Source organism: Paenibacillus sp. NPDC058177 (assembly GCF_042883835.1).
Classification (GTDB): Bacteria; Bacillota; Bacilli; order Paenibacillales; family Paenibacillaceae; genus Paenibacillus_AQ; species Paenibacillus_AQ agri.
The window spans coordinates 1,173,976-1,187,787 of record NZ_JBHVVB010000001.1 but is presented as its reverse complement, the minus strand read 5'-3'; the positions used below and the strand labels follow the sequence as shown (position 1 = coordinate 1,187,787).

At 45.2% G+C, this 13,812-nt stretch carries 11 protein-coding genes; 10 read left to right on the top strand and 1 reads right to left on the bottom strand.

The window, feature by feature from the left end; translation table 11 throughout:
* Positions 1-337: 337 nt before the first annotated feature.
* Positions 338-511 carry a hypothetical protein gene (locus ACFVU8_RS05675; RefSeq protein WP_387426188.1) on the bottom strand — a complete coding sequence of 58 codons (174 nt, stop codon included), beginning with the start codon at positions 509-511 and terminating at the stop codon, positions 338-340.
* A 135-nt stretch (positions 512-646) separates the two neighbouring features.
* Between ACFVU8_RS05675 and ACFVU8_RS05670 the strand changes: the two genes are divergently transcribed.
* The 10 genes from ACFVU8_RS05670 (at position 647) to ACFVU8_RS05625 (ending at position 13,805) form a co-directional block, all read left to right on the top strand.
* Positions 647-2,449, top strand: coding sequence for an SgrR family transcriptional regulator (locus ACFVU8_RS05670; RefSeq protein ID WP_387427207.1), 1,803 nt, complete (start codon positions 647-649; stop codon positions 2,447-2,449).
* 118 nt (positions 2,450-2,567) lie between these two features.
* Entirely contained in the window at positions 2,568-4,085 is a 1,518-nt protein-coding gene (locus ACFVU8_RS05665; RefSeq protein WP_387426187.1) for a spore germination protein, read from the top strand.
* Complete coding sequence (locus ACFVU8_RS05660) at positions 4,082-5,281, top strand: Ger(x)C family spore germination protein (protein WP_387426186.1); 1,200 nt, start codon at positions 4,082-4,084, stop codon at positions 5,279-5,281. Before ACFVU8_RS05665 ends, ACFVU8_RS05660 begins: the two co-directional genes overlap by 4 nt.
* Positions 5,268-6,374 (top strand): GerAB/ArcD/ProY family transporter, encoded by a 1,107-nt coding sequence (locus ACFVU8_RS05655; protein ID WP_387426185.1) that lies wholly within the window; start codon positions 5,268-5,270, stop codon positions 6,372-6,374. Before ACFVU8_RS05660 ends, ACFVU8_RS05655 begins: the two co-directional genes overlap by 14 nt.
* A complete protein-coding gene (locus tag ACFVU8_RS05650; RefSeq protein WP_379466863.1) occupies positions 6,371-6,574 on the top strand; it encodes a hypothetical protein in 204 nt (67 codons plus the stop codon). The genes ACFVU8_RS05655 and ACFVU8_RS05650 overlap by 4 nt, the downstream gene beginning before the upstream one ends.
* Before the next feature lie 257 nt (positions 6,575-6,831).
* Entirely contained in the window at positions 6,832-7,773 is a 942-nt protein-coding gene (locus ACFVU8_RS05645; protein ID WP_387426184.1) for an alpha/beta fold hydrolase, read from the top strand.
* A 319-nt stretch (positions 7,774-8,092) separates the two neighbouring features.
* Positions 8,093-9,595 (top strand): glycoside hydrolase family 30 protein, encoded by a 1,503-nt coding sequence (locus ACFVU8_RS05640; protein WP_387426183.1) that lies wholly within the window; start codon positions 8,093-8,095, stop codon positions 9,593-9,595.
* 183 nt (positions 9,596-9,778) lie between these two features.
* The gene (locus ACFVU8_RS05635) at positions 9,779-10,105 is read left to right on the top strand and encodes an ArsR/SmtB family transcription factor (RefSeq protein ID WP_175371067.1); all 327 of its coding nucleotides are present in this window, start codon (positions 9,779-9,781) and stop codon (positions 10,103-10,105) included.
* A complete protein-coding gene (locus ACFVU8_RS05630) occupies positions 10,102-10,518 on the top strand; it encodes an SRPBCC family protein (protein ID WP_387426182.1) in 417 nt (138 codons plus the stop codon). The genes ACFVU8_RS05635 and ACFVU8_RS05630 overlap by 4 nt, the downstream gene beginning before the upstream one ends.
* A gap of 116 nt (positions 10,519-10,634) precedes the next feature.
* Complete coding sequence (locus ACFVU8_RS05625; RefSeq protein ID WP_387426181.1) at positions 10,635-13,805, top strand: ATP-binding cassette domain-containing protein; 3,171 nt, start codon at positions 10,635-10,637, stop codon at positions 13,803-13,805.
* Positions 13,806-13,812: the final 7 nt, after the last annotated feature.

Here is a 13,812-nt window from a genome sequence, read left to right as displayed (position 1 = left end):
TTCTAAATATATCTTCAATTATGGATAGTGGCAATGCCAACAATTGAAACACAATCATTTAAAGTAATAAGCAGACCTGACGCCTCATAATCTGTAAAAGGGGAACGAAGTAACGTCTCTTTGGGAGAGGAGATGCACGTCCGAGGAGCCATCCTTTGCAAAGGAATGGAGGCGGACGCAGATGAGTATCGATCAGCTCATTGCATTGCTCGTTCTTGTCATCATGATCATACAGCTGGCAAACAATAACAAAGGCAAGTCTTAATTACGGCACAGCCGGATTGGCTTCCGAAGCTCAAGAACACTTGAGTCTCGGAAGTTTTTTTTGAATCACATATTAACGATCTTGAACTTCATAATCCCCGCCCGGCATACGCTTCACTTGTGTAAACGCTGCTTTACTATACACTAATCTCCCAATGCACCCCTGAATCACTCCGATGAGCCCGACCGCGGATTTCCGCTCCTGATATCCTCTTAGTTTTTCTATGATATATGGATGTTCCAGCATGAAATTCTCCCCACTTTCTCTCTTTTGTTAAGGCTAATTATGTGCTTTTCAAAAGGGGACAAAAAGCGTATAATTGCCTCTAACGATTTCCCCTTTTAGGGAAAAGCATTCGGAAGGAGGCCGCAAAAGGTGATCATGGCCGAACGATATTTAACACTTTACGAACGTTTCGGGGGTGATAGCAGTGGGGGAATGCCTGTTGAGGCCACCTTGGAAGATCTCTCGGAAACCTTATTCTGTACGACTCGTAATGCGAAACTTATCCTGCGTAAGCTGGAGGAAGAAGAGCTAATTGACTGGCTACCGGGCCTTGGACGCGGTAATCGTTCACGGATCGCATTCAAGGCCGATAAGGAGAGGTTTCTGCTGCAACTGGCCCAAAGCCGGGCAGAGAAGGGGGACTACAAGCAAGCCTTCGAGTTGCTGCAATCGTTCGGGGAAGGCACTCAGGCCAAGCCAAAATTTCTCGAATGGCTGAACGGCCAGTTCGGCTATCATAAAGAGGAAGCCAGCGATGGTATTTCTACAAGTGACACGCTGCGATTTCCAGTATATCGTCCTGTTACGACATTGGATCCAGCCCAAGTGAACTATTCCATTGACGCACATTTAATGCGGCAATTGTTCAGCCGCCTGCTTCAGTTCGATGAGGGGATCAGTAAGATAGCTCCCAGCATCGCTCATTACTGGACATCCAATCCAGAAGCGACGGAATGGACGTTTTACTTGCGCAAAGGGGTGCGTTTTCATAACGGCCATGAATTAACAAGCAGAGATGTGGTCTTTTCGCTGGAGCGCTTACGCGGAGACACGCAGAACCGTTGGCTGCTGCGCGGCGTGCAGCAGATTGAAATGCTCGGACCACGGGTACTGCGTGTTCATCTTAACCAACCTAACCGGATTTTCGACCGTTACATGTGCTCCAACGCCGCGTCGATTCTGCCTGCGAACCTTGGTGGGATGGAGGAGGAAGAATTCTGGCAGCTTCCGATCGGCACCGGGCCTTTTCGAATGGTCTCGCAATCGTCACACTGCATCGAATTGGCTGCTTACACGGCCTACCATGAAGGCAGGCCGTATCTGGATGGCGTGGATGTAGTTGTTATGCCAGAGGAGTGTCGGGATTCAGCGGTCGAAATGCCTGAGATGCTGCATAAGGGCTATTCCGGGAATCCTCTTCTGGAGAAACACATGGAGAATTGGCAGCTTCTTAAGAAGCTCTGCAGAGGATGTACGCTGCTCACCTGGAATCTGCGGCGTCCCGGTATCCAACAGTCGGAGGCATTTCGCCGGGCGGTGCGCATGATTCTAAATACGAGTGACCTTGTATTGGAGCTGGGTGGGGACCGCGTAATGCCCGCCTTCGGCTTCCGACCGGAAGGGAGCCAGTCCCGCTCTGCAGATCCGCTTCTGCCGGAGCGTGTAAAGACTGCGCTGCGTGAATCTCATTATGACGGCTCCGTTATCCGTTTTACCGCCCATGAGAATTTCGAAGAGGACGCCCACTGGATTGTAGAGCGGCTTGGACAGTGGGGCATTCATATCGACCTCAAGATTCTCTCTTGGGCTGAAGCGTCTGTCTGCTCGAAGGCACTCCATGACGAGGACTTGAAAATCCACAGTTTTATTCTGCCTGAAGATGAAGTGTGCGAGATTGAAGCCTATGAGCATGGGGACAGTGTCTTTAAGTCCTATCTGGATGATGAATTGCTTAACTGGATTAACGGCCGGATCGACGAGGCTTTAAGTGCCGATACCGAGGTCGTAAGACGTCAACACTTGAAAGTGATTGAGGAGCACTTGCGCGACGAGGCCTCCGTTGTTTTTCTCCATCACAGGGAACTGCGTACTTATCTTCACCCGACCATTAGAGGCGTCAGTCTGAATGCCCTTGGCTGGATCGATTTCAAAGATATTTGGCTGGAAAAACTGGATTGATACCGGATATCATCCGACCTTTCGTCTAATGAACATGAGCTTCCCTCCACGTATATTCAGCTCCTCGCCCGGAGATAATGGAACAATGATTCCAGTCTACAATTGAGGAGTTTTTGGTATGCCGATTCAAGACTCGAACCCAGCGCAAGACTCATCTGCTGTGAACAATCCAGTTTACAACCAAGATGAACCGCTGTCTTTTGTGAATCAAATCAGGGATTATCTGCATAACCCTCCTGACCTTATCATTCATTCGCTAGTCATTTCGCCAGACATTCCTTGTAGCTGTTTGTTTCTGGATACCTTAACCGACAAGGATAAGATTGAACATGAATTGCTTTCTTTTCTCTCGGAAAAGGTTTGCTTCGAGAATGTCACCCGTGCTGATGAAATGATTAGTGCCCTCAAGGGACGGATTCCCTTCAGTTCTATTTCCTCTTCCGATGATTTCACGCTTTGTGTTAACAGTTTATTAAAGGGCGTCTGCCTGATTGTGGTTGCTGGTGCACCTGAAGTGTTATGGATCAATGTTTCCCAGACTAGTAAACGCAGCGTAGCGGAGCCCATGACAGAGTCCACGGTACGGGGACCCCAGGTAGGATTTACGGAGGATATTACAGTTAATTTGTCGCTGCTTCGCAAGCGAGTCCGCAACGTGCATTTGGTTATCGAGCAGGTCACGGCTGGTACAGAAACGGAGACCAGCATGGCTTTGCTCTATCTGGACAATTTGGCCTCCGGTCCGGTCATCGAGGAATTCCGCAAACGACTCGCCGCCATCCATACAGACAGTATACTGGATAGTGCCTATGTGGAAGAATGGTTACGGGAGCGTACCTATTCGCCATTCTCCACGATCCTCAGTACGGAACGTCCAGATATCCTGACTTCGCATCTGCTGGAGGGCGGGGTAGGGGTGATCGTAGATGGAAGTCCTATTGCGCTGGTCGGACCGATTACTTTTTTTCAATTTTTCATTGCCCCCGAGGACTATTACCAAAGTGCTGATATTGCTACGCTTCTGCGCTGGGTTCGCTTCCTGTCGTTCATGCTGTCCGTATTCGTACCGGCTCTGTATGTAGCAGTGGTATCGTTTCAACAGGAGCTTCTTCCTCATTCTCTCTTGATTAGCATTGCAGGGCAGAGAGAGGGCGTTCCTTTTCCCGCATTTGTTGAGGCTGCACTGATGATGGTGACCTTTGAAGTGCTACGGGAGGCGGGTCTTCGAATGCCACGGATCGCCGGGCAAGCCATCTCGATCGTCGGTGCGCTGGTGTTGGGACAGGCGGCAGTTACAGCCGGACTTGTCTCGACCGCGATGGTCATTGTGGTAGCGATAACGGCGATCTCCAATTTCGTATCCCCTTCTTACAGCTTCGGCATCACACAGCGACTTCTGCAGTTTTTCTACCTGATGCTGGCCGGTGCGCTGGGATTGTTTGGTCTGTTGTGCGGGGTTCTGATTACGATCGTACACCTTGCTTCTCTAAAATCATTCAACGTTCCGTATCTGTCGCCGGTGGCTCCCACTGTGCTGTCCGATTGGAAGGATATTCTTGTCCGTGTGCCCCGGCCATGGATGGACACTTATCCTAAAATGAACGGAACAAGGAAAAGAAGCAGGAAAAGGCTATGAATGCTGCCTTTCAAAAGCTTGCAGTCACCGGAATCATACTGTGCTGTCTGACCGGCTGCTGGGATCGGGTGGAGATCAATGAATTGGCTGTTGCCGGACTGGTGGGATCGGAGATCGATCCACAAACCCATGAACAAATCGTATATTACCAAATTGTCAATCCCGGAGCATACGCTTCGGAATCAAGCGGTCGCAGTAAGGCTCCCGTATACACGTACAAAGTGCAGGGGAAAACCAAGGGCGAGTTAGCTCAATTATCCAGTGATACGTTGCCGCGCAAGCTTTTTACAGATCATTATCAGTCCCATATCGTGACCGAGCAGTACGCAAGGGAAGGCCTGCGCACCTTCTTGAATTATTATGAACGGCAGTTTAACAGGCGCTCGAGCCTCTATTTGTTCGTTACAGACTCTCCGCTCTCGGATGTGATGATGACCTTTACGCCGCTGGAACAGCTGCCCGGACGGCTTTTGCGGTCACTAGTTTCGAATACAAACAATGCCACAGGCCGAATCAGCCTGAAATCGCGGGTGAAGGACCTGGTAGAGAATATGGATTCAACCACACTTACGATGCTCCCCATCGTCAGTTTGAAAGGTGAGAAGCCGATTCTTTCCGCCAATCGCTTTGATGACATTAACGGCAACCAGAGTAATTTAGTGCTAACGGGAGCAGCCGTGTTCAAGCAGGATCAGATGATCGGGAAAGTCTCGCTTTGGGAGAATGGGTATTACAATTTACTTAAGGGCGAAGCAGGAAACTTCTTCGAATCGATCGTACTGGACGATCGTGTTGTTGATTTATATGCCCATAAAATAAAAACGAAACAGCAGCTGTCACTCAAGGATGGTGCACCTGTTTGGAATGTGGAGATCACAGCCCATCTGGCCCTGCGGAATGATGAGCAGACCGAGAAACTGACTTGGGACAACTTATCCAAGATTACAGATCAATTTGACCTAAAGCTCATCAAGACTTCGGAGAAGCTCTATGCACAAGCTATAGAGAAGAAGTGGGATTTGTTCGGTCTGGAGGACGAAATCAAGTACAAGCGGGGGAATGGTTGGAAGAAGCTGCAACAACAAGAGGATGCCTGGACTGGGACCAAACTACATGTAACGATCAAGAGCAAAGTTGAAAATATCGGGGAAATTGTTGATCCGTATAAAGGAGGGGCAGGGAATGGAAAAGAGTAAGCTAACGGTCTGGCAGTTCTTTGTGCTGACCCTTTCCTTCCTGATTGGCACCTCCTTTTTCTTCACCCCTGGTGGCTTAATTGCCGCTGCCAAGCAGGATGCATGGATCGTTCCGTTATGGGCGGGAACTGCAGGCATTTTTGCCGCACTGATCTGGCTGCATCTATCCAAGCTGCACTCGGGATTGTCTATCGTGCAAATTTGTATCAAGGTGGCCGGCAGACCAATAGGCGGTCTCCTTGCGCTTTTGTATATCTTCTATTTCATCCAGCTTGCCGCGTTTATCACCCGGAATTTGGGCGACTTTATGAAACAAGCGCTAATGCCGTTAACACCATTAACTATATTTCATGTGATGTTCCTCTTCGTTACCGGTTACGCTATATTCAAAGGGATCGAGACCATCGCCAGGTCGTCAGAATTATTGTTCCTGATTATGGCAGCCACCTTAATTTTTGTGCTCTGCCTGGCCTTACTGGAGTGGGATTGGGGACGATTCCAGGGGATATTCCGCATGGATGTCTGGAAGACAATGAAGGAGACAAGTTCTATCTTTGGATTTCCGTTTATGGAGGGATTGGTCTTTCTCATGCTGTTTCCATTTGTCCATAGCAACAAAGTGAAGAGTAGTTTTATTCTAGCGTACGCGGTCGCGACGATCCTGCTTAGCTTTGCTACTTTTATTACTATAGGCGTACTTGGCGTGACTCGCGCTTCCCATGATACCTATCCGTTTTTTGTGATTGTCCAGGAGATTCATATCGGGACTTTTTTCGAGCATCTGGAATCAACAATGGCGCTGATTTTGCTGGTCGCAATTTTTATCAAGCTCTCCATTGCCTATTATTGCTCAGTTCTGGGAATATGCCAATTGTTCAAGATAAAGAACAGATTTTGGATAACTATCGCACTCATTCTGCTAATTTCCGGCCTCGCTATGGGCTATGATAACGTGGTCGAGAATATTGAATTCAGCAAAAAATATGATTTTGAATACACGCTATTGTACAGTGTGGTTATACCGTGTCTACTCCTTCTGGTCACCTGGATTCGGAGAATCCGAAAGAAGCGAACGGAGGAGCCTGCGTCATGATCTGGTTTATTCTTTTTATGGCGGCAGCGATTGGATTGAGTCTTAGAATCATGGTAAGAGTGCGTACCCAAACCAAAGAAATTCTGGTGTTTTTGGTTATTGTTCTGCTTGGTTTGGCGGATTGGATAAGTATTTTTACTGACCACAAATTCAAACCAACCCAGTTGATTTCAATGCTGCTAGACCTCATGGGGTTGTGATAGTGGATTTCATCTAAGAGAAGATCAGTGATGATCCGATATAGTTAATGCTGACTTTGAGCGGATACATACGAAGTTCGCGTTTATTTTAATCCGCGTTTTTGTTTAACAGAACATTAACTCCAGCCCGAACGCTGACAAAGAGTTAAGGTTCTGTTTAACTTATGTTTTACAAGAGCTAATCCTGGCTTGTTAGAATAAGGGGGAGATAGGCGGGGGATCTAAAAAAAATAAAGCACCCAGAGAGGAACTCATTTATGAAGAAAATACTGTCTTTTTTGCTTAAAACAATAGGTGTTCTAGTCTTGGCAATTGTACTGTTTATAGTCGGAGTGTTCGTCGTCAATAAGGTCAGTAACAAAACCGAGCTGGGGAAGATAGAACCTTATGGCCAGAAAGTGTCAGTGGATGGAAAGAACATGAATGTCTTGATCCAAGGTAAGGGAGACGAGACCGTCGTGCTACTTCCAGGCTTTGCAACAGCAGCCCCAGGCCTTGATTTTAAGCCACTGATAGATCAGCTAGCTCCCTTTTATAAAGTGGTAGTGGTAGAGCCTTTCGGCTATGGACTAAGTGATGTTACGGACAAAGAACGCACCATTGATAATATCGTAGCTGAAACGCATGAAGCTCTGCAAAAGTTAAATATTAACCGCTACACGCTGATGGGGCACTCCATTGCCGGTATCTACGGACTGGAATATGTGAATAAATACGAAAATGAAGTGAAAGCATTCGTAGGGATTGATAGCAGTTTTCCAACGCAAATGAACGGGGAAGATGAAGAGTTTCCAACAGGCGTGTATAAGTTCCTTCGGGATTCCGGGTTCAACAGATTGCTCATGAAATTAAGTCCAGACCAAGTGTTTGCACCAGACGGTGATGAGGCAATCAAAGAACAAGTAAGAATGATTTCGCTCAAAAATGCGTTTAATGCCAATATGTTGAATGAAGGGGAGAACTTCACGCATAACTTTAAAGCTGCTGAGAGCTATAGCTTCCCTAAGAACCTTCCGGTACTTTTCTTCTTAGTCAAAGTTAACACAGATGTTGAAGGCTGGAAAAAAGGACATGAAGAGCAAATCGAAAACTCTGCATATGGAAAAATAATTGAACTTGAAGGGGAGCACTATCTGCACCATACTCACTCGAAAGAAATCGCCAAAGATTTCAGAAGCTTTATGGCAGAAGTTAAGTAAAATAGAAGAGCCGAATGAATCCATACTCCTATGGGTCATTCGGCTTTTCTATTACTTTGGTAACATTTTGAAATAAATATTGATTTACTTGTTGCAATTATTCCCAGCAGAGTGTATAACTATTAATGAATACGCTTTCATTAAGCTTTTAAATAAACCTTGAATCACTAAATTTGACTTGTTAAGAGGAGGTGTGAACGAAGAGAGCTAAACTAACTAGATACTGCACTATTTTTTGCTTCAAAATGAAATCGATTTCATTTCTATGTTATCTTGCTTCATTCCTACAAATCTTCCAAATTTAAAAGGAGTTGAGTTTATGAAAGTATGGAAAAAGAGTGCTCTTGTATTGCTGTCCGGTCTTTTAATCTCTGCAGGTTCAACAGTACCTAATGCGGCCCACGCTGCTGGGGAACAGGTGGAGGTATGGATTTCTACCTCTGATCCCAACTCTGAACCGGCTGTTGGTCTGAGTCCGACTGCCCGGCTGACCCGGATCGCGGATAAGAATTTTAGCAGCAACTCTGGCAATGCGGACGTCACCATTACGGTGAACGAGAACCAAAGGTATCAACAGATGAATGGTTTCGGCGTCTCTATGACGGATGCGTCCGCATGGCTTATGAACTACAAACTGGATAACAATAACCGTGCAGAAGTGATGGAGCGGCTGTTCGGATCTTCGGGAATTGGACTCAGCCTGCTGAGGCAGCCTATCGGGAGTTCGGATTTTGCCTGGGCAGCGTATACGTATGCCGATACACCAAACGATACGTCACTGAGTCAATTTTCGATCGACCGGGACAAGGCCTATATTCTTCCGATGGTGAAAGCTGCGATTGCCAAGAATCCTAATATTAAAGTGATGGGTTCACCTTGGAGTGCACCTGCATGGATGAAATATTCCAATACGCTGAATGGCGGCAAGCTGAGAGCAGAGCATTACGGAACGTATGCGAACTATTTCAAAAAATACATCGAAGCTTATCAGGCTGAAGGAGTACCGATCTATGCAGTAACCTTGCAAAATGAACCTATGTATGAACCATCTCACTATCCTTCCATGGGCATGAATGTACAGGATCAGACAGGCTTTATCGGCGACTATCTGGGTCCTACACTGCGTAATGCCGGGATGAATACCAAGATTATCGCGTTTGACCATAACTATCTGGACTGGAACTTCCCTAACCAGGTCATTACCAATCTCAAGAATGCGGGCAAAGGCAGTTATGTTTCTGGTAGCGCTTTCCACCACTACGACAGCGGGGACGGCTCGCAAATGACTTCGATCCACAACAATCATCCAGACAAGGAAGTCTGGTTCACCGAGGGCGGCTTCGGTAACTGGAATGATCCGCAGAACGGCACATCGAGCGGGTTCGATAATATGATCAACGAGTTCATCAATATTACGAGAAACTGGTCCAAGTCGATCATTACCTGGAACGCTGCCCTGGATCAAAAAGACGGTCCGGCACTGCTTGCACCGAACAACAGCAATAAAGGAATGCTTACGATCCGCAATTCGGATAACCGTAATGACGCACCTGAAAATAATGTAACTTATCATAAACAATACTATCTGCTCGGTCACTTCAGTAAATTTGTTGTACCGAATGCTTATCGCATTGACAGTAACACCGGTTCAGAAGTTAAAAACGTAGCATTCCGCAATCCGGACGGCTCCAAAGTCGTAGTGGCTTATAACTCTTCCAGCGCGCAGCGTAATGTGAAGATCCAGTGGGGCAGTCAAAGCTTCACCGTTACCATTCCAGGCAAGTCGGTTATGACTTACAAATGGAACGGAACCGTTTCATAAAATCGTATCATCAGGCCTTCGATACTTGGTATCGGGGGTCTTTTTTTTTGTAGAGCAGGTATCTTGACAGGACACCAAATGGTGTCCTATAATCAATTCGACACCAAATGGTGTCCTATCAGATGCTAATGAAGTATATTCAGTGGCACTACAGGTAATATTACGGAAAAGGTGGGGGTGATTTTGAACGAACGAAGTCAAGTGAGAGATGTTTATGACGCTGTTGCTGATCCAACAAGGCGACAACTAATTCAAATATTGGCAGATGTTGATGAGATTCCGCTGCATGAGATTACGGTTCATTTTCAAATGGGGCGTACTGCCGTTTCTAAGCATTTGTCTATCCTTAAAGATTCTGGTCTTGTCATTGCTCGAAAGGTTGGCAGAGAAACGAGATACCGATTAAATGCCGCGCCGCTTAAAGAAATTCAGGACTGGGTATCGTTCTACGAAGGGTTCTGGAAAGAAAGATTCGACAAACTAAAACTATTATTGGAGGAAGAACAATGAAACCAGATGTATCCTTAGATTATCAATTCACAAGTTCAATCGAGAAGGTGTGGAACGCTTTAACGGATTCGGACACTCTTGCGAAATGGATCTGGAGCAACGACTTTAAACCGATTGTGGGACATAAATTCCAGTTCCGTGCAGAGCCGAATGAATGGTGGAATGGTATTGTTGATTGCGAGGTACTCGTAGTGGATGAGCCGCACACATTATCGTATACTTGGCAGAGTGCTGGAGAAAGCACTACCGTTACTTGGACGTTGAAAGAAGGTTCCGATGGAACCGTTCATCTGCATCTTGATCAATTCGGATTTAGTGAAGCTACCAAGTCTCGTCCGGGCGCTATTGAGGGAGCTAAATATGCTTGGACGAATAATGGCGTTCAACTTGAAAAAGTGCTAGCAGAGCTGTAACAATAACTTTTCTATTTCCTATCAATCAGGCGCTTTTCCGTAACAGGGAAGGCGTCATTTTTAGATGAGAACATGGCAATACTAGATGGAGAGAATGGAGATGAGAGGATATCACTATGAAGATTAAACAATTAATTGCGAACAACATTAACAAGCTGGATGCCGTGCTGCAAGTGGATGAATCGTTAGGCATAGCTGGCTTGTCTGGGTCCGGTAAAACAACTTTTTGTCAAACCATTGGTGAAGAATCCAAGAAACGTCTCGTTTCCTTATTGCCAAAGGCCGAATACCAGTATTTATTCCCCGATATTATGGAGACTAATTTCAGTGCCATCAAGATGGAAGAGATGCCACTGGTGCTTTTTCTAGGCAGATCATCGATATCATCCAATCCACGCTCAACCATTGGTACACATACCGGTGTGTTTACGGAAATTCGTGTGACGCTTGCGGAGCAATTCAATCTTTCTCCGGAAGTTTTTTCATTTAACAATGAGTTAGGCTGGTGTCCGGATTGTAAGGGCCGCGGAACTACTAAAAATCTCGAATGTAAGAAGTGTAAGGGTAGACGCTATAGTCAAGAAGTTGAACAGCATACCATTGAATTACTGGATCGACCACATAGCATTTCAGATATCAACAACTTAAGCATTGAAACCATTCTCTCATTGGCAGAAGTCTTAAAGATCAGTGAGGGCAAACAACTTATTCTGCAAAATATAATCAATATGAATATTGGTTATTTAACATTAAATCGGATCATGGGAACATTGTCAGGTGGAGAATTAACACGACTTTACTTGGCAGAATTCATGGCCACCAGTGAAAATACAGTGATTATCATTGATGAAATCTCCGTGGGTCTTGATCATCAAACCTTGTTGCGAATTTTAGAGCAGATTGAACAATTAGGATATAAGAATCAGATCTGGCTCATTGACCATTCCGATACGGTGCTCGACACAGCGGACAAGCACTTGTTCTTTGGACCTGGCAGTGGTAAATATGGCGGCAAAATTGTTGAAGAATCCCCACGACCACAGCCTATCACCTGGGAACGAAATGCGGAAGCCCCAACGGGATATTATCAGTTTCATGATCTGTATTGCCGTAATGTTCAAATCGCTGAAATACAGATTCCCCAGAATAGACTTGTAACTTTTACAGGTGAGTCTGGATGCGGTAAATCTACACTGGTCAATGAATGTATGGCCAAAGATTTTGTGAAACGATATCCTAAGGATAAACTGGTCATGGTCGGGCAAGATCGAAATCAATCGATTACCAGCCGGTCAACCGTAGCGACTTTCCTGGATATTAAAAAGAAACTTACGAAGTATAGTGAAGATATTGATGATATTTTTCAGCGCTCGATTGAAGATATCATTGAGGAATTACCCAACGAAGACATCGCTCATAAACGCTTGAGCTTGTTGATCAAGCTTGGACTTGGTTATTTGACGTTGGAAAGAAAAACTCAGACCCTATCGACGGGTGAATTCCAATGTGTCCATTTAGTTTCCGAACTGTTCGCGGGATCGAGGAACCCACATACGCTATTTATTTTCGACGAGCCTTCCAAAGGTCTATCCCAGAACATTCTAAATCAATTCATTGATAGCATCAGGGTGATTCTGCAGGATGAATCTGTATCTATGATCATGATTGAACATAACGCGTATATGCTGGAGAACTCTGATTTTATCGCCGATTTTGGGAAAAGACAGCTTGCTCCTGTGGAGCATCTTGATGTTGTCAGTCATGATGATTATTATTGCGGGCAAAACGGTGCAAATACTGCCGCTCCAGCGCATATTTCTTCAACACTGCATGAACATAATGGCATTAACTATTTAAAAGAAGATCAGCTTGCCTATTTTAAAAATGCAGAGAACGTTTATAAAGGCGGTATCTTAAAAAGCTTATCCTCCATGGCTCGATTGATCTACGGTGAATACGAATCGGAACGAATTGCGCCGGTCGTTGCCATTGATTTGGAACGGCACTTGTATAGCCAATATACATTTCTTTATGAAATTGGTGGCTTGATCAACCATATAGTGGCAGCACATCCCACCAATAAAGATACGAATAGCTTCGATTTCTATCATCAAGATAATCATTGTCCTAGCTGCAAGGGCCGTAGGGTGATTGAAGAATTTGATTTCGATATTGTAGTCCAAGATAAAACCGTACCGTTCTGGGATGGCATGTTGCATCCGGATGCGATGGAGATTTTAAAATTCTATCAATTCTCCAAAATAGAATTCATCTTTGGGGAGATTAAGAATGAGCTCGGTCAGGATCTAAGCAAAAGTTATAACGAGTTGACGGAAGCCGAGAAGCACACCTTTTTATACGGGTATTGGGAAAAGTCATTTTATGATAAGGCGAGCAAAGCATCGAGGACTTGGGAAGGCTTTAATACCATCATAGGCAACTATATGGTGATCTCGAAATCGATCATTAAAGAGCATATCAAAGCGTCCAAAAAAATGATTACCTGCCCAATCTGCAAAGGGACCGTATTAAATCATCATAAGAAGCTGAAGTTTGGCGACACAGATATTCGTGCGATCATTGGGCAGCCAGTTGATCAAGCCATTAGAACCGTGGGTGATTTGCAGGTGCTAGATAAAATACAAGCCATTGTCGGTGGTGAGATGGTGTTAACAGAAGATGTCTCTTTATTGCCTAGAGAAACACAAGTCGCTCTGAAAATGCTTGAATTAGAGCAGGCAAGCTTTGCCCACTATGAAATGGTTTTACAAAATGTCCTGCCATTCTGGGACCGTATTAGCGGTAGTGTTGAATCCATCAGCCGGAACAATCGGGTCACGATCTGTGATTTTGCCGATATCACCGAGACGAGAGAACACATCATTGATAAGTATTTCACGAATGGAAAATACAAAAAACTGACCTATGTCTATGAAGCGTTTGGTTACAAAAAAATTGTCACCTTAATTAATAAGGTTAAAGCCAGTCAGCCATGTCCATTCTGTAAGGGGAAGAAGGTTATATCTGAAGATGGACTCCATGATGGTGTATATAAATTAACAATTCCTTGTGTGAGCTGTTATGCAAGTGGTATCAATGATGAAGGGCGGAAGGAGATCGTCGAAGGCATCGACGTGCAGACCTGGCTAACGGGCAAAGTCAGTGATGTTGTTGCTGAAGGGTCGAATCTTGAAGCGGTTGGAGATATTCCGATTTTCAATCGTATTCGTGAGCTCAATAAACGGGATATGATGGCGGTACATCAATTCCTTGAGCACAATAATTAAATTAAAG

Bases quoted from the DNA above. Each gene is read 5' to 3' on its own strand.
- ACFVU8_RS05665 (WP_387426187.1), top strand. From the start codon at position 2,568: ATGCCGATTCAAGACTCGAACCCAGCGCAAGACTCATCTGCTGTGAAC.
- ACFVU8_RS05640 (WP_387426183.1), top strand. From the start codon at position 8,093: ATGAAAGTATGGAAAAAGAGTGCTCTTGTATTGCTGTCCGGTCTTTTA.
- ACFVU8_RS05650 (WP_379466863.1), top strand. From the start codon at position 6,371: ATGATCTGGTTTATTCTTTTTATGGCGGCAGCGATTGGATTGAGTCTT.
- ACFVU8_RS05630 (WP_387426182.1), top strand. From the start codon at position 10,102: ATGAAACCAGATGTATCCTTAGATTATCAATTCACAAGTTCAATCGAG.
- ACFVU8_RS05655 (WP_387426185.1), top strand. From the start codon at position 5,268: ATGGAAAAGAGTAAGCTAACGGTCTGGCAGTTCTTTGTGCTGACCCTT.
- ACFVU8_RS05625 (WP_387426181.1), top strand. From the start codon at position 10,635: ATGAAGATTAAACAATTAATTGCGAACAACATTAACAAGCTGGATGCC.
- ACFVU8_RS05670 (WP_387427207.1), top strand. From the start codon at position 647: ATGGCCGAACGATATTTAACACTTTACGAACGTTTCGGGGGTGATAGC.
- ACFVU8_RS05675 (WP_387426188.1), bottom strand. From the start codon at position 511: ATGCTGGAACATCCATATATCATAGAAAAACTAAGAGGATATCAGGAG.
- ACFVU8_RS05660 (WP_387426186.1), top strand. From the start codon at position 4,082: ATGAATGCTGCCTTTCAAAAGCTTGCAGTCACCGGAATCATACTGTGC.
- ACFVU8_RS05645 (WP_387426184.1), top strand. From the start codon at position 6,832: ATGAAGAAAATACTGTCTTTTTTGCTTAAAACAATAGGTGTTCTAGTC.